The sequence below is a fragment of the Streptomyces sp. NPDC058257 genome (assembly GCF_042881845.1).
In the GTDB taxonomy this organism is placed as follows: Bacteria; Actinomycetota; Actinomycetes; order Streptomycetales; family Streptomycetaceae; genus Streptomyces.
Genome location: NZ_JBHVXJ010000020.1, coordinates 43,112 through 65,862 on the forward strand (window position 1 = coordinate 43,112; position 22,751 = coordinate 65,862).

The 22,751-nt window shown below is 70.2% G+C and carries 20 protein-coding genes and 1 pseudogene; 13 read left to right on the forward strand and 8 right to left on the reverse strand.

Features of this window, described 5'->3' with window-relative positions; genetic code table 11:
- Nucleotides 1–188 precede the first annotated feature (188 nt).
- Nucleotides 189–1,403, forward strand: coding sequence for a S8 family peptidase (locus tag ACFVXC_RS33835; RefSeq protein WP_389913335.1), 1,215 nt, complete (start codon nucleotides 189–191; stop codon nucleotides 1,401–1,403).
- Between the two features lie 141 nt (nucleotides 1,404–1,544).
- Nucleotides 1,545–2,343 (forward strand): annotated as a pseudogene (locus tag ACFVXC_RS33840) (glycoside hydrolase family 3 C-terminal domain-containing protein); the annotation flags it as partial.
- 62 nt (nucleotides 2,344–2,405) lie between these two features.
- On the opposite strand, the gene ACFVXC_RS33845 reads toward ACFVXC_RS33840, so the two are convergent.
- The 4 genes from ACFVXC_RS33845 to ACFVXC_RS33860 all read right to left on the reverse strand — a co-directional run bounded on the left by ACFVXC_RS33845 (nucleotide 2,406) and on the right by ACFVXC_RS33860 (nucleotide 8,261).
- Nucleotides 2,406–3,647: an MFS transporter gene (locus tag ACFVXC_RS33845; RefSeq protein ID WP_389913338.1), complete on the reverse strand. Its 1,242-nt coding sequence runs from the start codon at nucleotides 3,645–3,647 to the stop codon at nucleotides 2,406–2,408.
- Nucleotides 3,647–5,101 carry a CitMHS family transporter gene (locus tag ACFVXC_RS33850; protein WP_389913341.1) on the reverse strand — a complete coding sequence of 485 codons (1,455 nt, stop codon included), beginning with the start codon at nucleotides 5,099–5,101 and terminating at the stop codon, nucleotides 3,647–3,649. The genes ACFVXC_RS33845 and ACFVXC_RS33850 overlap by 1 nt, the downstream gene beginning before the upstream one ends.
- A gap of 121 nt (nucleotides 5,102–5,222) precedes the next feature.
- Complete coding sequence (locus ACFVXC_RS33855; protein ID WP_389913344.1) at nucleotides 5,223–7,475, reverse strand: molybdopterin-dependent oxidoreductase; 2,253 nt, start codon at nucleotides 7,473–7,475, stop codon at nucleotides 5,223–5,225.
- Nucleotides 7,476–7,604: 129 nt separating this feature from the next.
- Nucleotides 7,605–8,261, reverse strand: a complete 657-nt coding sequence (locus ACFVXC_RS33860; protein ID WP_389913347.1) for a TetR family transcriptional regulator — start codon at nucleotides 8,259–8,261, stop codon at nucleotides 7,605–7,607.
- Between the two features lie 101 nt (nucleotides 8,262–8,362).
- Between ACFVXC_RS33860 and hmgA the strand changes: the two genes are divergently transcribed.
- The 4 genes from hmgA to ACFVXC_RS33880 all read left to right on the forward strand — a co-directional run bounded on the left by hmgA (nucleotide 8,363) and on the right by ACFVXC_RS33880 (nucleotide 12,076).
- Entirely contained in the window at nucleotides 8,363–9,709 is a 1,347-nt protein-coding gene (gene hmgA, locus ACFVXC_RS33865; protein WP_389913350.1) for a homogentisate 1,2-dioxygenase, read from the forward strand.
- A gap of 75 nt (nucleotides 9,710–9,784) precedes the next feature.
- A complete protein-coding gene (locus tag ACFVXC_RS33870) occupies nucleotides 9,785–10,534 on the forward strand; it encodes a GntR family transcriptional regulator (protein ID WP_389913353.1) in 750 nt (249 codons plus the stop codon).
- Nucleotides 10,535–10,549: 15 nt separating this feature from the next.
- Entirely contained in the window at nucleotides 10,550–11,749 is a 1,200-nt protein-coding gene (locus ACFVXC_RS33875; RefSeq protein WP_389913356.1) for a type ISP restriction/modification enzyme, read from the forward strand.
- Between the two features lie 177 nt (nucleotides 11,750–11,926).
- Entirely contained in the window at nucleotides 11,927–12,076 is a 150-nt protein-coding gene (locus ACFVXC_RS33880) for a helix-turn-helix transcriptional regulator (RefSeq protein WP_389913359.1), read from the forward strand.
- Between the two features lie 22 nt (nucleotides 12,077–12,098).
- Here ACFVXC_RS33880 and ACFVXC_RS33885 read toward each other — a convergent pair whose 3' ends face one another.
- The gene (locus tag ACFVXC_RS33885) at nucleotides 12,099–12,809 is read right to left on the reverse strand and encodes a TetR/AcrR family transcriptional regulator C-terminal domain-containing protein (protein ID WP_389913362.1); all 711 of its coding nucleotides are present in this window, start codon (nucleotides 12,807–12,809) and stop codon (nucleotides 12,099–12,101) included.
- Between the two features lie 62 nt (nucleotides 12,810–12,871).
- Between ACFVXC_RS33885 and ACFVXC_RS33890 the strand changes: the two genes are divergently transcribed.
- Together ACFVXC_RS33890 and ACFVXC_RS33895 are read left to right on the forward strand one after the other, a co-directional pair.
- The gene (locus ACFVXC_RS33890) at nucleotides 12,872–13,813 is read left to right on the forward strand and encodes an ATP-binding cassette domain-containing protein (RefSeq protein WP_389913365.1); all 942 of its coding nucleotides are present in this window, start codon (nucleotides 12,872–12,874) and stop codon (nucleotides 13,811–13,813) included.
- 52 nt (nucleotides 13,814–13,865) lie between these two features.
- The gene (locus tag ACFVXC_RS33895) at nucleotides 13,866–14,660 is read left to right on the forward strand and encodes an ABC transporter permease (RefSeq protein ID WP_389913368.1); all 795 of its coding nucleotides are present in this window, start codon (nucleotides 13,866–13,868) and stop codon (nucleotides 14,658–14,660) included.
- A 168-nt stretch (nucleotides 14,661–14,828) separates the two neighbouring features.
- Here the strand turns inward: ACFVXC_RS33895 and ACFVXC_RS33900 are convergent, their stop codons facing one another.
- Nucleotides 14,829–16,001: an epoxide hydrolase gene (locus ACFVXC_RS33900; protein ID WP_389913370.1), complete on the reverse strand. Its 1,173-nt coding sequence runs from the start codon at nucleotides 15,999–16,001 to the stop codon at nucleotides 14,829–14,831.
- Between the two features lie 103 nt (nucleotides 16,002–16,104).
- Between ACFVXC_RS33900 and ACFVXC_RS33905 the strand changes: the two genes are divergently transcribed.
- Complete coding sequence (locus ACFVXC_RS33905) at nucleotides 16,105–16,680, forward strand: CGNR zinc finger domain-containing protein (protein WP_389913372.1); 576 nt, start codon at nucleotides 16,105–16,107, stop codon at nucleotides 16,678–16,680.
- A 301-nt stretch (nucleotides 16,681–16,981) separates the two neighbouring features.
- Here ACFVXC_RS33905 and ACFVXC_RS33910 read toward each other — a convergent pair whose 3' ends face one another.
- Entirely contained in the window at nucleotides 16,982–17,248 is a 267-nt protein-coding gene (locus tag ACFVXC_RS33910) for a hypothetical protein (RefSeq protein WP_160504136.1), read from the reverse strand.
- 536 nt (nucleotides 17,249–17,784) lie between these two features.
- Here ACFVXC_RS33910 and ACFVXC_RS33915 point away from each other — a divergent pair.
- Nucleotides 17,785–18,246 carry a hypothetical protein gene (locus tag ACFVXC_RS33915; protein ID WP_389913375.1) on the forward strand — a complete coding sequence of 154 codons (462 nt, stop codon included), beginning with the start codon at nucleotides 17,785–17,787 and terminating at the stop codon, nucleotides 18,244–18,246.
- A 110-nt stretch (nucleotides 18,247–18,356) separates the two neighbouring features.
- Nucleotides 18,357–19,976 carry a serine/threonine-protein kinase gene (locus tag ACFVXC_RS33920; RefSeq protein ID WP_389913639.1) on the forward strand — a complete coding sequence of 540 codons (1,620 nt, stop codon included), beginning with the start codon at nucleotides 18,357–18,359 and terminating at the stop codon, nucleotides 19,974–19,976.
- A 20-nt stretch (nucleotides 19,977–19,996) separates the two neighbouring features.
- Here the strand turns inward: ACFVXC_RS33920 and ACFVXC_RS33925 are convergent, their stop codons facing one another.
- Nucleotides 19,997–20,821, reverse strand: coding sequence for an SGNH/GDSL hydrolase family protein (locus ACFVXC_RS33925; RefSeq protein WP_389913377.1), 825 nt, complete (start codon nucleotides 20,819–20,821; stop codon nucleotides 19,997–19,999).
- Nucleotides 20,822–21,055: 234 nt separating this feature from the next.
- On the opposite strand from ACFVXC_RS33925, the gene ACFVXC_RS33930 reads away from it, so the two are divergent.
- Entirely contained in the window at nucleotides 21,056–21,487 is a 432-nt protein-coding gene (locus ACFVXC_RS33930) for a hypothetical protein (protein WP_389913380.1), read from the forward strand.
- 1 nt (nucleotide 21,488) lies between these two features.
- Nucleotides 21,489–22,589 carry a GNAT family N-acetyltransferase gene (locus ACFVXC_RS33935; RefSeq protein ID WP_389913382.1) on the forward strand — a complete coding sequence of 367 codons (1,101 nt, stop codon included), beginning with the start codon at nucleotides 21,489–21,491 and terminating at the stop codon, nucleotides 22,587–22,589.
- The last annotated feature ends 162 nt before the right edge of the window (nucleotides 22,590–22,751 follow it).

A 22,751-nucleotide genomic window follows, 5' to 3' on the forward strand; every position in this document is an offset into this window, starting at 1 on the left:
TCGTGCATGTGACAGACACATGTCATGACGCCAACTCCCTTGATCTACGCCCGTAGAGCCGACAGTCTGCTGTTCGCGCCGGGAGCGGAACACTCCACTCCTGGCTGTGTGTGCGATCACGCACACGCCCCCACAGTTGCGGCGCCCGACCCAGGGCGCACGCCGCCTATGAGGAGGACTCCCTCGTAATGGCAATGCTGCGCAGCAAGAAGACTGTGATCGCCGCGGCGATCTCGACCGCGACCGCCGCCACTCTGTTCGGTGCGGTCACCGCCCTTCCGGCCCAGGCCGCCCCCGCCGAGGGCACCGTGATCGGCGCCGGTTCGGCCGACGCCGTCAAGGGCAGCTACATCGTCACCCTGAAGAAGAACTCGGGCTTCAGCGCCGCCTCGACCCAGGGCAAGGGTCTGATATCCGAGTACGGCGGGTCGGTGAAGAAGACCTTCAAGTCCGCGCTCAAGGGCTACACCGTCGAGCTGAGCGCGGCGGAGGCGAGACAGCTGGCCGCCGACCCCGCCGTCGCCTCGGTCGAGCAGAACCAGCGGGTCCAGGCCGACGCGACCCAGAGCAACGCCCCCTGGGGTCTGGACCGCATCGACCAGACGAGTCTGCCGCTGTCCGGCACCTACACCTACCCGGACACCGCGGGTTCGGGCGTCACCGCGTACGTGATCGACACCGGCGTGCGCATCACGCACTCCGAGATCAGCGGACACGCGGTGAACGGCTACGACGCCGTGGACGGCGACAACACCGCCCAGGACGGCAACGGCCACGGCACGCACGTGGCCACCACCATCGCGGGCAAGACCTACGGCGTCGCCAAGAAGGCCAAGATCGTGGCCGTCCGCGTGCTCGACAACAACGGCTCCGGCACGACCGCCGGCGTCATCGCGGGCATCGACTGGGTGACGAGCAACCATGCGGCGGGCGCCCCCGCCGTGGCCAACATGTCGCTCGGCGGCGGCGCCTCCACCACGCTGGACAACGCGGTGAAGAACTCCATCGCCGACGGCGTCAGCTACGCGGTAGCCGCGGGCAACGAGGGCGTCAACGCCTCATCGTCGTCCCCGGCGCGGGTCCCGGCGGCCATCACGGTCGGCGCCACCAGCAACACGGACGCCAAGGCCAGCTGGTCCAACTACGGCTCGATCCTCGACATCTTCGCGCCGGGCGTCTCGATCACGGCGGGCTGGAACACCAGCGACACCGCCACGAACACCATCTCCGGCACGTCGATGGCCACTCCGCATGTCGCGGGTGCCGCGGCGGTCTACCTGGCGGGCCACACCTCGGCCACGCCGGCGCAGGTCTCCACGGCCCTGGTGAACGGGGCCACGTCGGGCAAGGTCACGACCCCGGGCTCCGGTTCGCCGAACAAGCTGCTCAAGATCGTCCAGTGACAACAGGAGTAACCGAGTACCAGTAGTGACCGGGTAACACCCGAGCAACACCCCGTTCCCCGGAGGCAGCCGGCGCCTCCGGGGAACATCAGCTCGTCAGCTCGCTCAGCGGCGGCCTGACCGGCCCAGCGCCTCGGCGATGCGTACAACGACCTGGACGGCCTCCCGGCCCACGCCCACCAGCCGCTGCTCACCCACCTCCTGCGCGAGGACTGGGGGTTCACGGGGACGGTCGTCTCCGACCACTTCGGGGTGTCCTTCCTGGAATCGGCACACGGGGTCACGGACTCCAGGGCGGTCGCGGCGGCGCTCGCCCTGTCGGCGGGCGCGGACATCGAACCTCCGGCGGTGCGGTGCTTCGCACGACGCACGGATAGCCGTGGTGGGTGCGCTCGCCGACGACCCGGCGGCGATGCTCGGCTGCTACACCTTTGCGCGCCATGTGGGCGTGGAACACCCGCGGTTGCCGATGGGCGCCGCCGTGCCGACGCTGCTCCAGGCGCTGCTCCAGGCGCTGCTCCAGGCGCTGCGAGCGGAGTTCCCGGGGGCCACGTTCGTCGAGGATCCGTCGGACGCGGAGGTGTGCGTGGCCATGGTCGGGGACCGCCCGGGGCTCTTCGGGCGAGGCACGTCGGGCGAGGGGTGCGATGCGTCCGACCTGGAACTCCCGGACGGCCAGGGCGACTTCATGGACGCGGTTCTCGCCTCGGGCACGCCCACGATGCTGGTCCTCCTGTCCGGCCGCCCTTACGCGCTCGGGCGCTGGGCGGACCGTCTCGCCGGGGTGGCGCAGGCGTTCTTCCCCGGCGAGGAGGGCGGGGGCGCGGTCGCGGGTGTGCTTTCGGGTCGGGTCAATCCGTCGGGGCGGCTCCCGGTCGGCGTGCCCCGCGAGCCGTCGGGCCAGCCCGTGACGCGCAGGGTCGTCTCGCCGTCCGTGGGCAGTTCGACGGGGGTTCCCCCAGGAACAGGGGACACGTCCCAAGTGAGTGGCGGGGTGATCTTTTAGCCCCTCCGGCGTTTGAGGAGCGGGGGTCTGGGGGCAGAGCCCTCAGTTTCGGGAAGGGGCGGGATCGGGGAAGGCCCCGCGGGGCTGCGCCTCAGCCCCAGCCCCGCCGCCACCAGCAACAGTCCCCCGAGCATCACGAAGGGAGCGGCAACCCCCGCCACCCCGGCGATCAACCCCGCCCCCGCAGGCGCGGCAACCTGCCCAAGGCGATTCCCGGTCAACCGCAACGCGAGAGCCGTGGACCGCGCCCCGTCCGGCGCGGCCTGCACGACCGTCGTCATCGACAACGGCTGCCCGACCCCAAGACAGAACCCCAGCAGAACAAGCATCACCCCCAGCCCCCAGACGGGAACCGGCAACGCGACGCCCGCGCACAACACCGCGGCCAGCAGACACGTGACGACGATCAGCACCGTACGACCGAGCAGATTGATCAACGGCGTCATCACGAGCCGGCAGGCGATCGTCGCGGCGGCCCGGAGCGAGAGGAGCACCCCGACCGTCGCGGGCGCGATGCCCCGGTGCTCACCGACCACCGGCAGATAGGCCGTGAGGATGTCCGTCGCGGAGAGCACCGCGAGGCTGATGAAGATCCCCGCGGGGACACCCCGGGTACGCAGGATGCCGAGCACCGGGACCTTGTCCCCCCGCTTCGGCGAGGCACGGGCAGGACGGACGTGCTCGATACGCCACAGCGAGGTGAAGGAGACAGCGGCGACCCCCGCCGAGACGAGCAGGGCGAAGGCACTCGTACGCCCCATGTCACCGCCGATGAGAGACCCCGCGGCGATCGGCCCGACCAGTTGCCCGAGCGAGGCGCCGATCGTGAAGTGCCCGAAGTTGCGGTCCTGTTCGTCGGGGGCGGACTGCCGCGCGACGATCGACTGTGCGCCGATCACGAAGCAGAGGTGGCCGAGGCCCATCACTCCGCTCCAGGCGGCGAGCGACCCGAGCGACCCCGCCGTACCGCTGAGGGCGCACCCGCCGAAGATCAGGACGACACCGAGCGGGAGGAGCGGCGCGCACCGCCCGTGGTCCGTCCTGCGCCCGAGGGGTACGGCGGCGAAGAGCGGAAGCAGGGCGTACACGCCCGCGATGACGCCGATCGCCCGCTCGTCGGCGCCCAGCGAGAGGGCCCGGTAGGAGACGGCCGGACGCGCCATCGACACCGCCCCCTGCGCGAAGCTGAAGGCGATGACGAGGCGCAGCAACCAGGCGCGGCCCGGTGTCGATGGCATCAGATGATGCCGAAGAGGATTCCGGAGCCGAGCACCACGAGCGAGGTGAGCACGGCCCATTTCACGGTGAACTTGGTGTGGTCGCCGAACTCGACCTTGGCCATGCCGACGAGGACGTACACGGCGGGCACCAGCGGGCTCGACATGTGCAGGGCCTGACCGGCGATCGAGGCGCGGGCGATCTCCAGGGTGCCGACGCCGTGCGCCTGGCCCGCCTCGGCGAGGACCGGCAGGACGCCGAAGTAGAAGCCGTCGTTCGACATGAAGTAGGTGAGCGGAAGCGACAGGAGGCCGGTCACCAGGCCCATCTGCGGGCCCATGCCCTCCGGGATCGCGTCGACGAGCCACTTGGCCATGCTGTCGACCATGCCGGTGCCCTGGAGGACGCCGGTGAAGACGGCGGCCGCGAAGACCATGCCGGTGACGTTGAGGACGTTCTCCGCGTGGGCGCCGATGCGGGCCTTCTGGTCGGGCATGTGCGGGAAGTTGACCGTCAGGGCGAGCGCGGCGCCGAGCAGGAAGAGGACCGGGATCGGCAGCCACTCCATGATCATGGCGGTGAGCAGGACCACGGTGAGACCGGCGTTGAACCAGTAGAGCTTGGGGCGCAGCGTGGAACGGTTGGGGTCGAGCCCCTGGAAGCCGTCGTCGTCATCGGCGTCGCCCGAGGCACCGGCGTCGCCGGAGGCGTCAAAAGCGCCCGTGCCGGAACCCGCTCCCGCTCCCCCGGTGGCCTTCTTGATGAGCGACGTACGACCGCCGGTGCCGGCGGAGCCACCCGCGCCCACCAGAACCGTCTCGCTTGCCGTCTCCTTCTCCAGGACCTCGTCCAGGGAGAGCGTTCCGAGCCGCTTGCGCTCCCGCAGTCCGAGTACGTAGGAGAGCAGGAAGACCGCCACGAGGCCCATGGCGAGCGCCGGGATCATGGGGACGAAGATATCGGCCGCGTCGACCTTGAGCGCGGTCGCGGCGCGGGCCGTCGGGCCGCCCCAGGGCAGGGTGTTCATGACGCCGTTGGCGGTGGCCGCGACACCCGTCATGACGACGAGGCTCATCTTGAGGCGTTTGTAGAGCGGATACATCGCCGAGACCGTGATCATGAAGGTCGTCGACCCGTCGCCGTCGAGCGAGACGATCGCGGCGAGCAGCGCGGTGCCGACCACGATGCGCACCGGGTCCGCCTTGCAGAAGCGCAGGATGCCCCGGACGATCGGGTCGAAGAGGCCGACGTCGATCATGACGCCGAAGTACACGATGGCGAACATGAGCATGGCCGCCGTGGGCGCCAGATTGCCGACGCCTTCGAGGACGTAGTCCCCGAGATGAGCTCCCTTTCCTACGAATACACAGAAGAGTGCGGGGATCAGGACCAGTGCCGCGATCGGCGACATCTTCTTCATCATGATCAGCACCAGGAAGGTGGCGATCATGACGAATCCGAGGATTGTCAGCATGGGGGCTACCTAACGTTCACCATCGAACTCCCGCCAGGTCTGGCGGTCCGGTTGACGTTAGGACCCGCTCTCCAGCGTTAACAAGATGTTGACGTGCGAGCAATAAGCGCAAAACTCCAGGTCAACGACTTGCTGTCGCAGCCGCTGCCGGAGCGAGGGCCGTAAGGGTCACCGGGAAGCCGTTGAGCACGGACGTCCCGGAGAGCGGGTCGAGGAGCGTGCCGTCCAGGAGCTGGTTCACATTGGCCCCGGGGTTCTCCGCCGCGACGGCGAGGCGTGTGCCGGGGCGGTCGTGGCCCCAGCCGTGCGGCAGGCTGACCACTCCGGGGCGCACGGTGTCGGTCACCTCCACGGGGACGGTGAGCGAGCCGCCGGCGGCGGCCACGCGCGCGTGGCCGCCGTTCTCCAGGCCGACGCGGGCCGCGTCCTCGGGGTGGACGTGCAGGGTGCAGCGGTTGGAACCGCCGGTGAGGGTGCGGACGTTGTGCATCCAGCTGTTGTTGGAGCGCAGATGGCGGCGTCCTACGAGGACGAGCTCGTCCGGGGTGGCACGCAGCGCGCTCGTGAGGCGCGGAAGGTCGTCGGCGATCGGCCCCGGGAGGAGTTCCACGCGTCCGCTGCGGGTTCTGAGGACCTGCGGGAGGCGGGGTTCCAGCGGCCCGAGGTCGATGCCGTGCGGGTGGGCCAGGAGCCGGTCGAGGGTGAGGCCGTCCTCGCGCGCGCCGAATCCGTCGCCGTAGGGGCCAAGGCGCAGCATCAGGTCGAGCCGGCGCTCGGGGCCGCTCTCGCCGGTGAGCTGAGCGGCGAGTTCCTTGGGGTCACGGCCGTACACGGCCGAGTGCGGCTCGGTGACGGCCTTGCCGAGGGTCCGCTCGACGACCGTCGTGTCGACGGCCGCCGGGTCGGCGCCGTGCATCCCGCTCGCGGCGAGGACGAGCCGGGCGAGGATCTCCGTCTCGGCCATCATGCCGTCGAGAAGGGGCAGTGCGGCGGGGGTGTGGCGGACCTGGTTGCGTACGGCGAGCGCGTTGAAGACGAAGTCGAAGTGGGCGCTCTGGGACGGCGGGGGCGGCGGCAGGACCACGTGGGCGTGGCGGGAGGTCTCGTTCAGATAGGGGTCGACGCTCACCATGAAGTCGAGTGAGGCCAGGGCCTTGTCGAGGCGGTCGCCGTCCGGCGCCGAGAGGACCGGGTTGGCCGCGACGGCCACCACGGCGCGGATCGCTTCGTCGCCGGGGGTGTCGATCTCCTCGGCGAGCGCGGCGATCGGCAGTTCTCCCTTGGCCTCCGGGTGTCCGCTCACGCGGCTGTGCCAGCGGCCGAGCGCGAAGCCCTTGCCGGGTCCTGCCGGGCGGGGCTCGCGGTCGGTCGCCGAGAGCGGGAAGAGGGCGCCGCCCGGCCGGTCGAGGTTGCCGGTGAGCACGTTCAGTACGTCGACCAGCCAGTTGGTGAGCGTGCCGTAGGCGACGGTGCTCGCGCCCACACGGGCGTAGACGGCGGCGGTGGGCGCGGCCGCCAGTTCGCGGGCGAGGGCGCGGATGGTGTCGGCGGGCACGTCGCAGGCCGCCGTCACGGCGTCGGGGGTGAGGTGACGTACGGCCTCCCGCACGTCATCGACCCCCTCCACCTGCTCGTCGAGCGCGCCGAGGTCGGTCAGCTTCTCCTCGAAGAGGACCTGCACCATGGCCGCGAGCAGCAGGGCGTCCGCGCCGGGCCGGATCGCGAGGTGGCGGTCGGCGAGCTTCGCGGTACGGGTGCGGCGCGGGTCGACGACGGTGAGCGTGCCGCCCCGCGCACGCAGCGCCTTCAGCTTGCCCGGGAAGTCGGGGGCGGTGCACAGGCTCCCGTTGGAGTCCAGGGGGTTGGCGCCGAGCAGGAGCAGATGGTCGGTGCGGTCGAGGTCGGGCACGGGGATGGCGAACGCGTCGCCGAAGAGGAGCCCGCTGGAGACGTGCTTGGGCATCTGGTCGACGGTGCTCGCGGTGAAGACGTTGCGGGTGCCGAGGGAGTTGAGGAGCACGGGCGGGTAGAGGCCGCCCGCCATGGTGTGCACGTTCGGGTTGCCGAGCACCACGCCGACCGCTTGCGGCCCGTACCGCTCGATCAAGGGGCGCAGACCAGCGGCGACGGCGTCGAAGGCCTCGTCCCAGCTCGCCTCCCGAAGTACGCCGTCCTTGCGTACGAGCGGCCCCTTCAGGCGGTCGGGGTCGGAGTCGGCCTCTCCGAAGGAGGCGCCTTTGGGGCAGATGAAGCCGTGACTGAACACGTCGTCCCGGTCGCCGCGCGCACCGGTGACCCGGCTGCCTTCGACGGTGAGCGTGAGCCCGCAGGTGGCTTCGCAGAGGGGGCAGATACGCAGGGCGGTGCTGGGCATGGAGAACCCTCCAGGGTCCAGGGCGGCGGCTACGACGCACGTGCCCACTCACCATACCGACCGGTATGCATGGCGTCAGGACCCTGCGGGGGTCACGTCGTGAATCCGCGAGCCCCGCCCCCCCCTGATTCAGTCCAGCGAACCCGCGAAGTAGGAGTGCAACAGGGTCCGCGTCTCGTCGATCAGGTCGGGATCGCCCGACGGGCGCACGCAGAAGGCGAGTTGGAGGACCGCGTCCACCGCTTCGACGCCGACGAGCACGGTGCGGCTCAGCCTCTTGTCCAGCGGCCGGTCCAGGTGCGCCGCGAGCAGTCCCGCCACCCGCTCGGCGACGTCCGAGTTGGCGTCGGGCATCGCGCCGGGCGCCGAGGGGATGCCGAAGTCGACCAGGCCGAAGCCGGGGACGGTGCGCTTCATGGCGAGGTACTCGTCGAAGGCCGCGTCGACGGCGCCGCGCCAGTCGCCGCGCTGCACCCCGGCCATGCGCGCCGCCACGCGTTCGCCGTAGGCGTCGAGGTTGCGGTGGGCCAGGGCGTCCGCCATGGCCCTCTTGTTGCCGAAGAAGCGGTAGACCGAGCCGATCGGCACACCCGCGCGCAGGGCGACGGCACGGGTGCTCAGTTCCTCGTAGCCGACCTCGTCAAGGACGTCGGCGCAGGCGTCGAGGATGCGGGTCAGACGCTCGGCGCTGCGCTCCTGCACGGGCACGCGGCGCAGGGTCTTCGGGGGCGGCGGGGGCTTCTGCTGATCACTACGGGCAGCACGGCGGGGGTCACGGTGGGGCATCCCGGGAGAGTAGAGCATTGTTCACATCCATGGATCCCCCTTGCGGAAGGAAAACGTGAATCCTACGGTGTCCTATAGGAATCGTTGACGAGGGAGCGATGATGAGCCGGGAACACACCACCGACGCGCGCCGTGCGGACGCGGACGGCGCGCGCAAGACGGCGGAGGCACTGACGTACCTCTCCGGCTTCGGTAACGAACACAGCTCCGAAGCAGTGCCCGGCGCCCTGCCGCACGGCCGCAATTCGCCCCAGCGCGCACCCTTGGGGCTCTACGCGGAGCAGCTGAGCGGCACCGCCTTCACCGAGCCCCGCGCGCACAACCGCCGCTCGTGGCTCTACCGCATCCGCCCGTCGGCCGCGCACCCGGCGTTCACCCGCGTCGACAACGGCGCTCTGCGCACAGCGCCCTTCACCGAGACGCCCGACCCCAACCGCCTGCGCTGGAATCCCCTCCCCGAGCCCGCCCCCGGCACGGACTTCCTCGCGGGCCTGTGGACCCTGGGCGGCAACGGAGACGCCACCCAGCGCACCGGCATGGCCGTGCACCTCTACCACGCCAACTCCTCCATGACGGACCGCGTGTTCAGCGACGCGGACGGCGAACTCCTCGTCGTCCCCGAGCAGGGCGGCCTGCTCCTTCGTACCGAGTTCGGGCTGCTGCGCGCGGAGCCGGGCGAGGTGGCGCTGATCCCGCGCGGGGTGCGCTTCCGTGTGGAGCTGCTCGACGACACCGCTCGCGGGTACGTGTGCGAGAACTACGGAGCGGCCTTCCAGCTCCCCGACCTGGGCCCGATCGGCGCGAACGGCCTCGCCAACGCACGGGACTTCAGGGCTCCGGTCGCCTCGTACGAGGCGGACGAGCGGCCGGTGGAGGTGGTGAACAAATTCTGCGGAAATCTGTGGAAGGCGACCTACGGCCACTCTCCGCTCGACGTCGTCGCCTGGCACGGCAACCACGTCCCGTACGTGTACGACCTGCGCCGCTTCAACGTCCTCGGCACCATCAGCTACGACCACCCGGACCCGTCGATCTTCACGGTGCTCACCTCGCCGTCCGACACCCCGGGCCTTGCGGGCGTCGACTTCGTGGTGTTCGCGCCGCGCTGGCTGGTCGGCGAGGACACCTTCCGGCCGCCGTACTTCCACCGGAACGTGATGAGCGAGTACATGGGCCTGATCGAGGGCGCGTACGACGCGAAAGCGGAGGGATTCGTGCCCGGCGGCGGCTCGCTGCACAACATGATGTCGGCGCACGGCCCCGACCACGACACCTTCGAGAAGGCATCGGCCGCCGAGCTGAAGCCGCAGAAGATCGACGACGGGCTTGCCTTCATGTTCGAGACACGCTGGCCGGTGACGGCGACCGAACAGGCAGCTCAGGCCTCCCATCTGCAGCGCGGATACGACGATGTGTGGGAGGGTCTGGAGCGCCATTTTCGAAACTGATCCGGCAACCGACCCGGTAACCGATCAGGCAACTGATCCCGTTTCGAAGCCGCTGCGGACTGATTCGGAGAGACCGTGACCGCTTTCGCCCCGGACTCGATCGTCCTGAATCGCAAACTGCCGCTCTGGTATCAGGTGTCGCAGTCCCTGCGCGCCTCGATACTCGGCCGCACGCCCGAGGCCCCGCTCCGGCTGCCCACCGAGGAGCAGCTCGCGGGGCACTACGGCGTGAGTGTCCTGACCATGCGCCAGGCACTCAAGGAGCTGGAGGACGAGGGCCTGATCACCCGGCACCGGCGGCGCGGCACGTTCATCGAGCCCAGCGCCCGGCGCGGCTCCCCGGTCCGGCTGCTCGGATCGGTCGACGCGATCGTGGCCCAGCAGTCGGGCATGAGCACCGAGCTGCTCGCGCACGGCACGGCTCCGGTCTCCGGCGAACTCGCCGAGCACTTCCCGGATCTGGCCGAGGTGGCGACGTACCACCGGCTGCGCAGTGACGACAAGACGGGCGAACCGACCAATCACGCCCATAACTTCGTCCGCCCCGAACTCGCGGAGCGCGTCGACCTCGACGATCTGGCGCGCTGGCCCATGACGAAGGTCCTGCGCGACGTCGTGGGCGTCCGCATCAGCCGCATCACCGACACCGTCGAGGCCACGCTCGCCGACCCGGAGACGGCCCGCCTCCTCGAAGTGCCGCTGCTCAGCCCGATCCTGCACTACACGGGCATCACGTACGACACCGACGGCCGCGCCCTGGACGTGGCACGCATCCACTACCGCGGGGACCGCTTCTCCTTCACGGTCACCCTCGACGCGACGTAAGGGTCTCGACGTACGATGCCGGGCGTGACGCACGACGAAGCGGCGCTGCTCGCCGACCTGATGCCGTGGTCCGTCGCACCGCTCCGGCCGGGCCGCGGGTGGCCGATGGGACCGGACGCCGCATCCCTCAGATCCCGCTGGGCCACGTTCGTGCGGGCGCAGGCGGCCGAGCGCGAACGGCTCTTCGGCCCCTCGCGCTCACGCACCCTGCACACCGCGGTCGCCCAACTCCCCGGCCACCGGGGTGCGACGGTCCCACTGGCCGCCGAGTCGGGCCCCTGCCCCGATCCGGTGCGCGTCCTGCACGGCCCCTTCGACGAGCAGTGGCTGATCCCCGACCACCGGCTCATCGACACCGCACGCCCCGAACTGTGGCGAGTCGCGGGCGAGGGACAGCTGTTCCTCGTCGAACAGGGTTACGTCACCGGCTCCACGGGCCCTGCGGTGCTCGCCTCCGCCGTACTGCCGGACGGCCGCTCCCCCGCCGGGCGGCCGGGGCGGATCCGCCCGCTGTTCCGCCGCCCCGGCGGGCTCGAACCCAATGTGGCGCCGGGGCTGCTCGCCCACCTCTCCGCGGAGCTCGGCCAAGATGTCGGCGCCGGGGATCTGCTCGCCTGGACGCTGGCCGTGGCGAGCGCTTCCGTGACCGGGTGCCGGGTGCCGCTGACGTCCGACGCCGGAGTCTGGGAACGGGGTACGGAACTGGGGCGCCGCATGCTCGCGCTCCAGGCGCGCGGCGACGGAACGCGGCCCAAGCTGCCCGGCGGACGGCGCCCCTACGTACGGGCGCCGCTGCCCGCCCGCCCCGCGGAGCTCTCGTACGACGCCGACGAGGAGGCGCTGTGCGTGGACGCGGGCCGCATCTCGCCGGTGCCGCGAGCGGCGTGGGAATTCGAGGTGAGCGGGGTACGGGTGCTCGAGCTGTGGTTCGAGCGGCGCATGGCGGCCGGCGAGGCGGGTTCCCTGGAGGCGATCCGGCCCGTGGAGTGGCCGCAGACGTGGACGTCCGAACTCCTTGAGCTGATCACGGTCCTTGCGCTGCTCGCGGAACTCCGGCCCGAGCGAGCCGAGCTGACCGCGGATCTCGGCCTGCGCGTCACGGCGGAAGCGCTGCGTCGTGCGGGCGTGCTCCCCGCGCCCGATGCCGCGCGGCGCCCCGCGTCGGTGCTCGACCACCCCGAGGAGGGGCCCGGCGGCCAGTTCGCCCTTCTCTGAGCCGCGTGACACCGGCTGACACCCTTCGAACCGCTCGCGTCGCCGCCGTGGGCCGAGCGGGCCCGCGCCGGGCTGCGGGCCACCGGCGAGAGCCGGGCGCGGCGCGCCGGCGACACGGCGCCGATCGAGCGGCTCACCCCGCAGGAGCGGCAGGTCGTACGGCTCGCGGCGACCGGGATGCCCCACCGGGACATCGGCGCCCAGCTCTTCCTGTCGCCGCGCACGGTGGGCTACCACCTCTACAACGCCTGTCCGAAGCTCGGCGTGGCATCACGCGGCGAACTGGCCCGCCTTGAGCCCCGCGACGAGGAGGAGACCCCGGCCTGAGAGAGAGCGCGCCGGGTACCGCTCAGGCGAACGAATCCAGAAGCCGGTTCAGCATGCGGTCGAAGAGCTCGTCCCCGTCGTCCGGCGCGGGCGCCTCCGCGAGCGCCTGCGCGAGCCTCGGGTAGGCCCCGGTGCCCACCTGACCGGCGAGGTAGGCGAACCGCACCTGCTGTTCCTGCTCCTTTGACCACGGCAGTGAGCGCGCGCGCTCGGCCATGCCGAGCTCGTTGGCGACGTACGTCATGACCGAGCCGTTGACCATCCCGATGAGTTCCATCTTGGTGCCGTAGGACGCGTCGAGCCCTTCCAGAGCGCCGAGGCAGTGCTCCAGGTAGCGCAGGGCGTTCGGGCTGAAGCCGTAGAGCGCCGACATGATTCGCGGCAGCCACGGGTGGCGCCGCATGATCTCGCGCGTCTGGCGGGCGAGCGCCAGCGTCTCCGCGCGCCAGTCGCCGTCCGGCGGCCCCGCCGACAGCACGTACTCGCCGCTCACCGCGTCGACCATCAGTTCGTGCAGGTCTTCTTTGCGCGGTACGTAGTTGTAGAGCGACATGGTGCCGCAGCCGAGCTCGCCCGCGACCCTCCGCATGGAGAGCGCGTCGATGCCGTCCGCGTCAGCGATGCGGACGGCCGCCGCCGCGATGTCCGCCCTGCTGTACGCGGGCTTCGGGCCACGGCCCGCACGCTCGGGACGCGCCCAGATCACTTCCGGTTCGGCCGCTCGGCCCGCCATTGATCATCACCTCGCCCCCATCTTAGTTACGTACAGCGTACGTAGTGAGATACCGTGCGGACATGACTTCTACGTACGCTGTACTTAGTGAGGGTCTGGAAAAGCGCTACGGCTCTGTCCACGCCCTGCGAGGACTCGATCTCGCCGTCCCCGAAGGCACCGTCTGCGGGCTGCTCGGCCCCAACGGCGCGGGCAAGACGACGGCGGTGCGGCTGCTCACCACGCTCCAGACACCGGACGCCGGGACAGCGCTCGTCGCGGGCCACGACGTGGTGCGCGAGGCCGCCGCGGTGCGTCGGCTCATCGGCGTGACCGGACAGTACGCATCCGTCGACGGAGATCTGACCGGGCGGGAGAACCTGCGGCTCTTCGCGCGGCTGCTGCGGGCCCCACGGGGGCGGGGCGACGAGTTGCTGGAGCGGTTCGGCCTCGCGGACGCCGCCGACCGGCCCGCCCGCACCTACTCCGGGGGCATGCGGCGGCGGCTCGACCTCGCGGCCAGCCTGCTCGTGCGGCCACGCGTCCTCTTCCTCGACGAGCCGACCACCGGGCTCGACCCGCACAGCAGGAACGGCATCTGGGACGCCGTACGGGAGTTGGCCACAGAAGGGACGACCGTACTGCTGACCACGCAGTATCTGGAGGAGGCGGATCAGCTTGCCGACGAGGTCGTTCTGATCGACGGGGGGCTTGCCGCGCACCGGGGGACGCCGGCCGCGCTGAAGGCGCAGATCGGGACCTACGTCGAGGTCGTCCTGCCGCGGGACACCGCGACGCGGGCGCTGCACGCCGCCGCGGCCGTCCTCGACCAGCTCACCGGGGCTGAGCCGGTCCTCGACACCGAGCGGCGCACCGCCGGGGTCGTCTCTCTCGACGTGGATCTCACGCTGCCGCGGGTCGTCCGTGAGCTGGACGCCGCCGGGGTTCCCGTCGTCGACGCCACTCTTCGGGCGCCGACTCTCGACGAGGTCTTTCTGCGGCTCGTCTCTCGCGTCTCCTCCTGAACCGCCGCCTCACGGCGGGAGTTTCCCGCCCCCACCCAACCGATCACCCCACATGGAGGTCCCTTTGAACGCCATCCTCTACGACGACACCGCCGTCCTCGGCCGGCATCTGCGGCGCATCAAGCACGCGCCCGCCATCCTCGTCATGACGCAGACGATGCCCATCGTCTTCCTGCTCTTCTTCGGCTACGTCTTCGGCAGCGCCCTCGCCATGTCCGGCGGCGACTACCGCGCCTACCTCGTCCCGGGCATGCTCGTCGCGACCGCCGCGAACGGCATCATGACCGGCATGTTCACCGCCGCCCAGGACTCCCACCGGGGCGTCATGGACCGCTTCCGCACGATGCCGATGAGTCGCTCGGCGGTCCCGCTCGGGCAGGCGGCCGCCGATCTGCTGACCACCGCCGTGGGCCTTGTGCCGCTGATGCTCGTCGGGTTCGCCATGGGCTGGCGGATCGAGGGCGGGCCGCTCCAAGCCCTGGGCGCCTTCGCGCTGTTGCTCCTCTTCCGGTTCGCCATGACCTGGATCGGCATCCTGCTCGGGCTCGCCTCGCGGAGCGAGGAGGCCGCGGGGCAGCTGGGCGGCGCGACCTTCATGCTGCCGCTGCTCTCGAACGCGTACATCCCCACCGACGGGCTCCCCGGGTGGCTGCGCACCGTCGCCGAGTGGAATCCGATCAGCGCGGTGGCGACGGCGGTGCGTGATCTGTTCGGCAACGCGCCCGTCCCCGCGGACGCCGCCTGGCCGGTGGCGCATCCCGTGGCCGGGGCCATCGTCTGGTCCCTCGTACTGCTCGGCGTGTGCGTACCGCTCGCCGTCCGCCGGTACACGCACGGGGGACGGTGAGCGGGCGTCCTTGCGGCGCTCCCCGCACGCCCGCACGCCCGCACGCCTGCATGCCCGCACGCCTACGCCTGGAGGTCGGCGGGACGGCCCTCCGCGCGCCGATTCGGCCGGTGAGACGTCCTTACGGGGAGTTCTTGCGTGATCGCATGTGGAGCCGACCGGCACTCATTACCTGGTAGCCGCAAGGACTGCCGCGAGGCCCTCTTGTAGATCCTTGACGAAATACTCGGGAACCTCCAGCGACGGGAAATGTCCCCCGGCTTCGGGCGTGCTCCATCGGACGATCTGTCGGTACCGCTCCCGCGCCCAGGGGCGCGGACACTTCTCGACGTCGCGGGGATACATGGTGAGTGCTGAGGGGACGTCGACCCGGAGTTCGGGATCGAGCGAGTTGTGGCTCTCGTAGTAGATGCGGGCCGCCGACGCGCCGGTCCGCGTCAGCCAGTACAGGGTGACGTCGTCGAGAACGCGGTCTCTGGAAATCGTCTCGAACGGGCTGTCCTCGGTGTCCGACCACTCGGCGAACTTGTCGAGGATCCAGGCGAGAAGCCCGACCGGTGAGTCGACGAGCGAGTAGCCGATGGTCTGCGGGCGGGTCGCCTGCTGCTTCGCGTACGCCGCGCGGTGGCGCCAGAAGTCGCTGGTTTCCTCGGTCCACTCGCGCTCTACCGCCGTCAGTCCGTCCGTGGTCAACCCGGGCGGCCCCTCCGCGAACGTGGTGTGGATGCCGAGAACGTGCGCCGGGAACCTGCCGCCGAGGACCGTGGTGATATTGCCTCCCCAGTCGCCGCCGTGGGCTGCGAACTTGCCGTAGCCGAGCCTTCCCATCAGTTCCACCCACGCGGCGGCGATCTTCTCGGTTCCCCACCCCGTGGTGGTCGGCTTGTCGCTGTAGCCGAAGCCTGGAAGCGACGGGACCACGACGTGGAACGCGGGCGCGTCCGCGTCTTTCGGATCTGCCAGCTCGTCCACTGCATCGGTGAACCGGGCGATGCTGTCCGGCCAGCCGTGCGTCAAGAGCAGAGGAGTGGCATCCGCGCGCGCGGACCGGCGGTGCAGGAAGTGGATTCCCAGACCATCAATGGTCGTGCGGAACTGGCCGATCCGGTTGAGGCGCTCTTCGAACGACCGCCAGTCGTACCCGGTGCGCCAGTAGTTCACGACATCGACGAGGTCGGCGAGCGGAACGCCCTGTTCCCATCGGCGAGGGCCGGGCACGGCGCGATGGACCGTCTCAGCTTCCGGTAGCCGCGCCGCGGCCAGTCGCGCGCGCAGATCGTCGAGGTCGGCGTCGGTCGCGTGGGCTTCAAATGCTTGCACGTCGCTGGTGGGACGGGGCATGAGACCTCCTGGCCATCGTGGAACCGGCTACGAACTATCGAGAACCGTCTAAGCCGGTTCTACTATGCCTTCCTGCCGGTGCGCAACCTGCTAAGGTGGTTCCATGCGTGTTGAGTTCCCTGAATTCCGCCTCGGCAGCGTGCTGGCGACCAGCTTCACGGGGACCCTGTCGGAGCGTCACGGCAACCCCGTGGAGCGCATTCCCGCGCCGCACCGGCTCATCGACTGGCTGACAGTGAACGGCCTCGCCGTGGACTCCTGCAGCACAGCCCAGCTCGACCTCGCCCGGGAACTGAGGGAGTCGATTCACGCCGCCGCGACAGCGGCCGCACTCCAGGACGCTCTGCCCGCAACCGCCGTCCACGTCATCAATGACCGCAGCGTCCAGGGTCGGGCCGCGGCGTTCCTGACGCCCGAGGGCGAGCGGCAATGGCGGCTCAGCTCGGCTTCCCGCGTGGAGGATGCCCTCGGCGTGATCGCCGCCGACGCGATCAGCGTCATCGCGGGCGAACGAGACGGAAAATTGGCCCTGTGCGCGTCACCGACCTGCCAAGCCGCCTTCTTCGACACCAGCCAGAGCCGCACTCGCAAATGGTGCGACATGAACACGTGCGGGAATCGTCAGAAGAAGGCGCGCTTCATTGCCAATCAGCGGAAAAACCCCAGATCGGCCAAGTGACCGTCAGCTCGGCGCATCCACGCCGACGGTGACATCGGCCGCGCCGAGGAGCCGCGTGGTGTGGTGTGGCGGCGGCTCAGGGCCGGGCCGCTCGCGGGGAGTGCTGCATGCTCACGCTGATCGCGCAGGGGTGCGTCGGCCCGCACATCAGCCACATCGGGGCTGGAAAGTTGCGGCGTCAACAGGTGCGCATGACACGGGTGTTAAGGCAGGGGTGTGGTGAGTGATGTGCGGTGGGGAAGGGGCGGGTGGATGGGAGCAATCCGCCGCTGGCGACGGCCGAACCCCCGACCACCCGTGGTCAGCGACCCCCAAAGAGCGACCGCCGCAGCCTGCGCAAGGGAGCGAAGAGGGAGACCCTTCGCACACGTGCACCTCGGCCACTGTGGTCATGCGCACCCCGTGAGGTCAGCTCACGCATCAGCAACGTCGCCTCCGCCGTCTCACGCTGCGGAACGGCGGGGCCGCCCAGCACTGCGAGATGGCGGTCGAGACGCGAGCTGGTCGCGCTGCTCCCGCAGGTGATCGCAGGGACACGCGCCCTGCTGCGCACCGTTATCTGTTCCATGTCACTCCCCACCCGTACGAGGGCACCCGGCCCAGGGCAGGTTAACTCTATCGCTCCCTCACCACACTCGCGTATCCCGGTCGCATGATTCACCTTCTGCGTAAGGAGGTTGACGATTACTCTCCGAATCCAACTGATTCCAGGGCGAGTTGGACAAGAAGGGCAGAAGCGGGCCTCTTCGAGCCCCTATCGGACCCGGTCGTCACTGCCAGTGACTTGTCGAGCGCACTCAGACCTGTCGCGATCAACGGCGTTTCGCCGTCGAGCAGACTCGGAGGACGGGGCGCCGAGGCGGGCCGCCCCAGCCACAGTTGGTGCGCGCCCCCCGAGGCGGCGCCCCGAGCCCCGTGACGCTCACCACGGCGCGCCGCCTGGACTCCGACGCGACGACGTAGCTGCCACGCCCCCACGCGTCCCTCTCCCCGGCCGACCGGGCGTCAGGAGCCGCCAGGACGTGGGCCATCTCACGTACCTCGGCACGCTCGCGGCCAGGTCGAAGCCGGTGAGGGCCGCGGCAGGAAGAAGCACGCGGGAGCGTGGGGGCGCGTTCGGAGCATCGGGCGCCCGCCGGGGCGGCTCCTGCTCCGTCGTACGTACGGCGGTCAGCACCCGCGTACGTACGGCGGTCAGCTCCCGCTCTCGCGGGGCGGGCGGCGGAGTGGTCACCGCCGCCCCCGCCGGGCGTACCTCTTCCTCGGCTTCGCGGGCGGCCTGGTACCCACCCCTGCGCCGTCGTCGTGCTCGTCGGCGCCGCCGCCCTGGGCGGGGCCTCGTTCGGATTGCTGCTCGTCCTCGCGTACGGCGCGGGGCGCGCCGTCACACTGACGGCCGCCGGGTTCCTCGTGGTGCGGGTCGGCTCCCTCGCCGTACGGCGGGTCCGCGGGCCCCGGTGGCCGCACCGGGTCACGCACCGGTTCCTGCCGCTCGGTTCCGCCTGTGTCGTATTCGCCCTTGGGTGTGGATTGGTGTTCAAAGGGGCGGCAACAGCACTCGGTTGAGGTAATTTTGTGGAGAATCGCACGGCTGCCGATGGGGGACGCCCGTGAGCGGGAACGAGCGTGTGATCGCGGGGCGCTACCGCCTCCTCGCCCCCTTGGGCGAAGGCGGTATGGGCACGGTCTGGCGGGCCCGCGACGAAGTCCTCGGCCGCGAGGTCGCGGTCAAAGAAGTGCGCGCCCCCGTGGGGATCCCGGCCAGTGAGGTCGACCGGCTGTACGCCCGCCTGGAGCGCGAGGCCTGGGCCGCCGCCCGTATCCCGCACCGCAATGTGGTGACGGTCTATGACGTGGCGAGCGAGGACGGCCGCCCGTGGATCGTCATGGAGATCGTGCGCGGGCTCTCGCTGTCCGACGTCCTCGACTCCGAGGGGCCGATGGGGCCTCGGCACGCCGCCCGCATCGGCGCCGAGGTGCTCGCAGCCCTGCGCGCCGCCCACGAGGCCGGGGTCCTGCATCGCGACGTCAAGCCCGGCAACGTACTCATCGCGAACGACGGGCGGGTGGTCCTCACCGACTTCGGGATCGCCATGGTGGAGGGCAGTTCGGCGCTCACCATGACGGGCGAAGTGGTGGGGTCGCCCGAATTCCTCGCCCCGGAGCGGGCGTTGGGGCGGCATCCAGGGCCGGAGTCCGATCTGTGGTCGCTCGGCGTGCTGCTCTACGCGGCCGTCGAGGGCAGCTCGCCGTTCCGGCAGGACACCCCGCTCAGTACGTTGCGTGCGGTCGTCGACGAGGAGTTGCCGCCGCCCCGGAACGCGGGGCCGCTGGCCCCGGTCATCGAGGGGCTGCTGCGGAAGGACCCCGCCGCCCGGATCTCCGCCGCGGAGGCCGAGAACCAGCTGCGGCTCATCGCCGCGGGCGGCACTCCCAGTGTCCAGGCGCCCCTCCCGTACACCCCGACCATCACGTCACAACAGCAACAGCAACAGCAACACCAGTCGCCCCCGCCGCTTCCGCCACCACCGAATCAGCAGCGAGAACCCGTCGTCGCCACGACCACCACCACCGCTGCGACCCGTTCGCGCCGCACGGTCCTCGTCCTCACCGCGGGCCTGGTCGCCCTCGCGCTCGCTCTGGGCGGGCTCGCCTACTCCCTGCTCAATCGCGACAGCGGTGGCGGTGGCGGGAACGGAAGCAGCAGCGGCTCCTCCGAGAGCGGAGGCGGGAACGGCAGCGGCGGGAGTGGCAGCGGCTCCGACGGGGGCAAGAGCGGCGGCAACAGCACGTCGGGCGGAGGCGACGGCAGCGGGTCGAGCACCGGCGACGGCAGCGACGGCGGTTCCAAAGGCGGCGGCTCCACGACCGGCGGAGGCGGCGGCAACGGCGGCGGGACGACCACTCCCCCGGCGCAGAGCGTCAAGGTCTCGGTCGTCGGCGCGTACACCCAGTACAGCGGTGCCTGCCCGCCGGCCGCGGGGCAGGTGCCTTCGTTCACCGCGACGTTCACCGTGGGACGAGTTCCGGTCACCGTCGACTACCGCTGGGTGACCAAGTCCGGGACGCCGAGCGACCCCGGCTGGAAGACCCTCAGCTTCGCCTCCGGAGGCGGGAAGACCAAGCAGGTGCAGCACACGGAGACGGTCGCCGGGGAGCCGGGGTCGACGTATGCGAACGCGATCAGCGTGGAGGTGCGCAGCCCGGTGAGGACCACCTCCAACACTGTCGCGTACTCGGTGACATGCGAGAAGGAGACCCCGACGGACGGGGCCTCCTCCTATGCGCCGAACTGAGTCGCGCCGGACCGAGTGGGTCAGGACGCCGCGGCGCTGAACACGGGGAGGTAGCCGCCGGACTGGCCCGCGGCCTTGGGGTGGTAGGACTCGCCGATGTTGGTCCAGTTCACGCTGTGCAGCCAGGCGTCGCCCGAGCAGATCTCGTGCCCGCTGAACTTGGAGGCCACATCGCCGAAGGCGAAGCCGTGGTCGGCGGCGCGCTTGGCCGTGGTGGAGTTGAGGAAGTCGGACGCGCTGTTGATGGCGCTGCGTTCCTTCTCGGAGAGACCGGCGACGCAGCCGCCGCCGAGCTTGTAGAAGCGGGGGTATCCGAGCACGACGACCTTGGCGGCCGGTGCCTTGGCGCTGATCGCCGAGTAGACCTTGTCGAGGTTGCCGGGCAGCGTCGACTCGACGTAGCTGCGTGCCGTCGCGATCCGCGCGAGACAGTTGCTCTCTGACTGCAGGACGCAGGTCGTCATGACGTCGGAGAAGCCGGCGTCGTTGCCGCCGATGGAGAGACTGACCAGACCCGTTCCGGAGCCGAGCGGGCCGAGTTGGCCCGCCACAACATCACCCGTACGAGCACCCGAGCAAGCCGTGAAATTGAAGCTGGAGGGTGAGTGCGCGGCTGCCCAGAGCGCGGGGTACGCGCGCGGCGTGCGCTTGCAGTCGCCGCTTCCGCTGTCGTAGGCGCCGGATCCGACGCCGGAAGAGTAGGAGTCGCCGAGCGCCACATAGCCGGTGGCCGCGGCCTGTTGGTCGCTCTGTTGGTCTGCTTGCGCCGCGGTTGCCCCGGTGAGGGCGAAGGCGGTGGCGAGGAGGAGTGAGGATACGTATGCCGTGATTCGGGACAATCTCATGGAACCTCCCTTAGCAGGATGTCTGCCACGACTGTGGTACCACCCCCCTCCCGCCACCGGTAGTGCCCATGTCAACAAGTTCGCCGCCAATTCCCCCGCACTCGCGGCGAGTTCTCCTCCGGTTCAAGGACCTCAGGGCGAACATCTCCACACAGCCTCCGCATCTTGACGCGCCGCCGTCGACTGCGCGACATTGAAGCCCGGCATCCGGCGCTTCGGGGGGCAAAGTCGCCAATGCAGACCATCAGGATCAAGGCACCGTCATCAGACACCGGGCGCGGCCCCGGGGATCCGCCGAGCCGCCACGAAGAGGCGCTGCCGTTGCTCGCGGGCATGGCTGTGGCTGTCGGCGCGGTCGGCGCGGTTCTCGCGCTCACGGACATCGAATCGCCCCTGCGTGCACCCTTCACACTGTTCTTCCTGCTTGCCGCCCCGGGCTGTGCGATCGGTGCCGCGCTCGGCGGACTTGAGCCATGGGGCCGGATCGTGGCTTCCGTTTCCGGCGCCGTCGCGGTCAACCTGTTGGTGGCCCAGGGAATGCTCGCCCTGCACATGTGGTCGGTGCGCGGCGGAGTCGTCGCCATCACCGTGATCGGCTCACTCATCTATCTGCTGGTACTGGTACGGCGACTGCGACGTCGTACCCCGACGAGGCGGACCTCCTGACGTGGACATCACCGTGCACCGCCCTGGAGAACTCACCGCTGCGGACCGGGTGGCCTGGACAGCGATGCAGTCCAAGGCGCACCTCAACGGCTCCCCGGAGATGGGCAATCCCTTCCTCTCCCCGGAGTTCACCCTCGCGGTGGGCCACTGGAGACGCGGCGTGCGCATCGCGGTCGTACACGAGGACGGTGAGCCCGCGGCGTTCTTCCCGTTCCAGAGATCCATCACCGGCGTCGGCCGGGCCATCGGCCTGGGCGTCTCCGACTGCCAGGGCCTGGTGCATCGGCCCGGCTTCACCTGGGACGCGCGGGAACTGTTACGGGCCTGCGGGCTCGCGATGTACGAGTTCGACCATCTGGCCGCCGGCCAGCAGCCGTTCGAGGCAGGCGTCTCCGGCTCCTTCGCCTCCCCCGTCATGGACATCGACCAGGGGTACGAGGCATATCTCGGCCAGCTCAAGGCGAAGTCGCCGAAGTTCACCCGCACGACCCTTGCCAAGGAGCGCAGGCTCGGGCGCCACCACGGCGTCGTTCGCTATGTGCACGACGAGCGCGACCCCAAGGTCCTGCACACCCTGATGGAGTGGAAGTCGGCCCAGTACCGCAGGACCGGCCGCAGCGACCGCTTCGCGTCCGCCTGGATCAAGCAGCTCGTGCGCCAGCTCTTCCACACCAGGTCCGATGAGTTCACCGGCCTGCTCTCCGTCCTCTACGTCGACGAGGCGCCGGTGGCAGCGCACTTCGGGCTCTGCTCCGAGCGGATCTTCGCCCAGTGGTTCCCGGCCTACGACCCGGCCTTCGCCAAATACTCGCCCGGCCTGATCCTGCATCTGCGCATGGCCGAGGCGGCCGCCGCCGACGGCATCGCGTATCTCGATCTCGGACGGGGCCAGAAGCAGTACAAGGACTCCCTGAAGACACGTGAACTCACCGTGTCCGAGGGGTGGGTGGCTCTGCGCCATCCTGCGGCGATCGGTCACCGGGCGCGGCGCGCTCCGGTAAGGGCCCTGCGCAACACCGTCTTGTCACGGCCGGAGCTCTTCGAACCGGCCGACAAGCTGCTGAAACGCATGGGTCAAATTCGATCAAGAAAGCAGGAATAGAGGAGAGAAGGCAGGAACGGGGCGCTCCATATGTGCCCACCAAGACCGGCCAAATCATCAAAAACGTGAGGCCTCGTTCCAGGCCTTGCCATAAGGTCTCAATCATCAATACCGTCGTACATCCACCCGCATCGACCCATCACGCAATGCGATCTAGGGGAG

Bases quoted from the DNA above. Each gene is read 5' to 3' on its own strand.
- ACFVXC_RS33835 (WP_389913335.1), top strand. From the start codon at position 189: ATGGCAATGCTGCGCAGCAAGAAGACTGTGATCGCCGCGGCGATCTCG.
- ACFVXC_RS33845 (WP_389913338.1), bottom strand. From the start codon at position 3,647: ATGCCATCGACACCGGGCCGCGCCTGGTTGCTGCGCCTCGTCATCGCC.
- ACFVXC_RS33850 (WP_389913341.1), bottom strand. From the start codon at position 5,101: ATGCTGACAATCCTCGGATTCGTCATGATCGCCACCTTCCTGGTGCTG.
- ACFVXC_RS33855 (WP_389913344.1), bottom strand. From the start codon at position 7,475: ATGCCCAGCACCGCCCTGCGTATCTGCCCCCTCTGCGAAGCCACCTGC.
- ACFVXC_RS33860 (WP_389913347.1), bottom strand. From the start codon at position 8,261: ATGCCCCACCGTGACCCCCGCCGTGCTGCCCGTAGTGATCAGCAGAAG.
- hmgA (WP_389913350.1), top strand. From the start codon at position 8,363: ATGAGCCGGGAACACACCACCGACGCGCGCCGTGCGGACGCGGACGGC.
- ACFVXC_RS33875 (WP_389913356.1), top strand. From the start codon at position 10,550: ATGCCGGGCGTGACGCACGACGAAGCGGCGCTGCTCGCCGACCTGATG.
- ACFVXC_RS33880 (WP_389913359.1), top strand. From the start codon at position 11,927: ATGCCCCACCGGGACATCGGCGCCCAGCTCTTCCTGTCGCCGCGCACG.
- ACFVXC_RS33885 (WP_389913362.1), bottom strand. From the start codon at position 12,809: ATGGCGGGCCGAGCGGCCGAACCGGAAGTGATCTGGGCGCGTCCCGAG.
- ACFVXC_RS33890 (WP_389913365.1), top strand. From the start codon at position 12,872: ATGACTTCTACGTACGCTGTACTTAGTGAGGGTCTGGAAAAGCGCTAC.
- ACFVXC_RS33895 (WP_389913368.1), top strand. From the start codon at position 13,866: ATGGAGGTCCCTTTGAACGCCATCCTCTACGACGACACCGCCGTCCTC.
- ACFVXC_RS33900 (WP_389913370.1), bottom strand. From the start codon at position 16,001: ATGCCCCGTCCCACCAGCGACGTGCAAGCATTTGAAGCCCACGCGACC.
- ACFVXC_RS33905 (WP_389913372.1), top strand. From the start codon at position 16,105: ATGCGTGTTGAGTTCCCTGAATTCCGCCTCGGCAGCGTGCTGGCGACC.
- ACFVXC_RS33910 (WP_160504136.1), bottom strand. From the start codon at position 17,248: ATGGAACAGATAACGGTGCGCAGCAGGGCGCGTGTCCCTGCGATCACC.
- ACFVXC_RS33920 (WP_389913639.1), top strand. From the start codon at position 18,357: ATGGGCACGGTCTGGCGGGCCCGCGACGAAGTCCTCGGCCGCGAGGTC.
- ACFVXC_RS33925 (WP_389913377.1), bottom strand. From the start codon at position 20,821: ATGAGATTGTCCCGAATCACGGCATACGTATCCTCACTCCTCCTCGCC.
- ACFVXC_RS33930 (WP_389913380.1), top strand. From the start codon at position 21,056: ATGCAGACCATCAGGATCAAGGCACCGTCATCAGACACCGGGCGCGGC.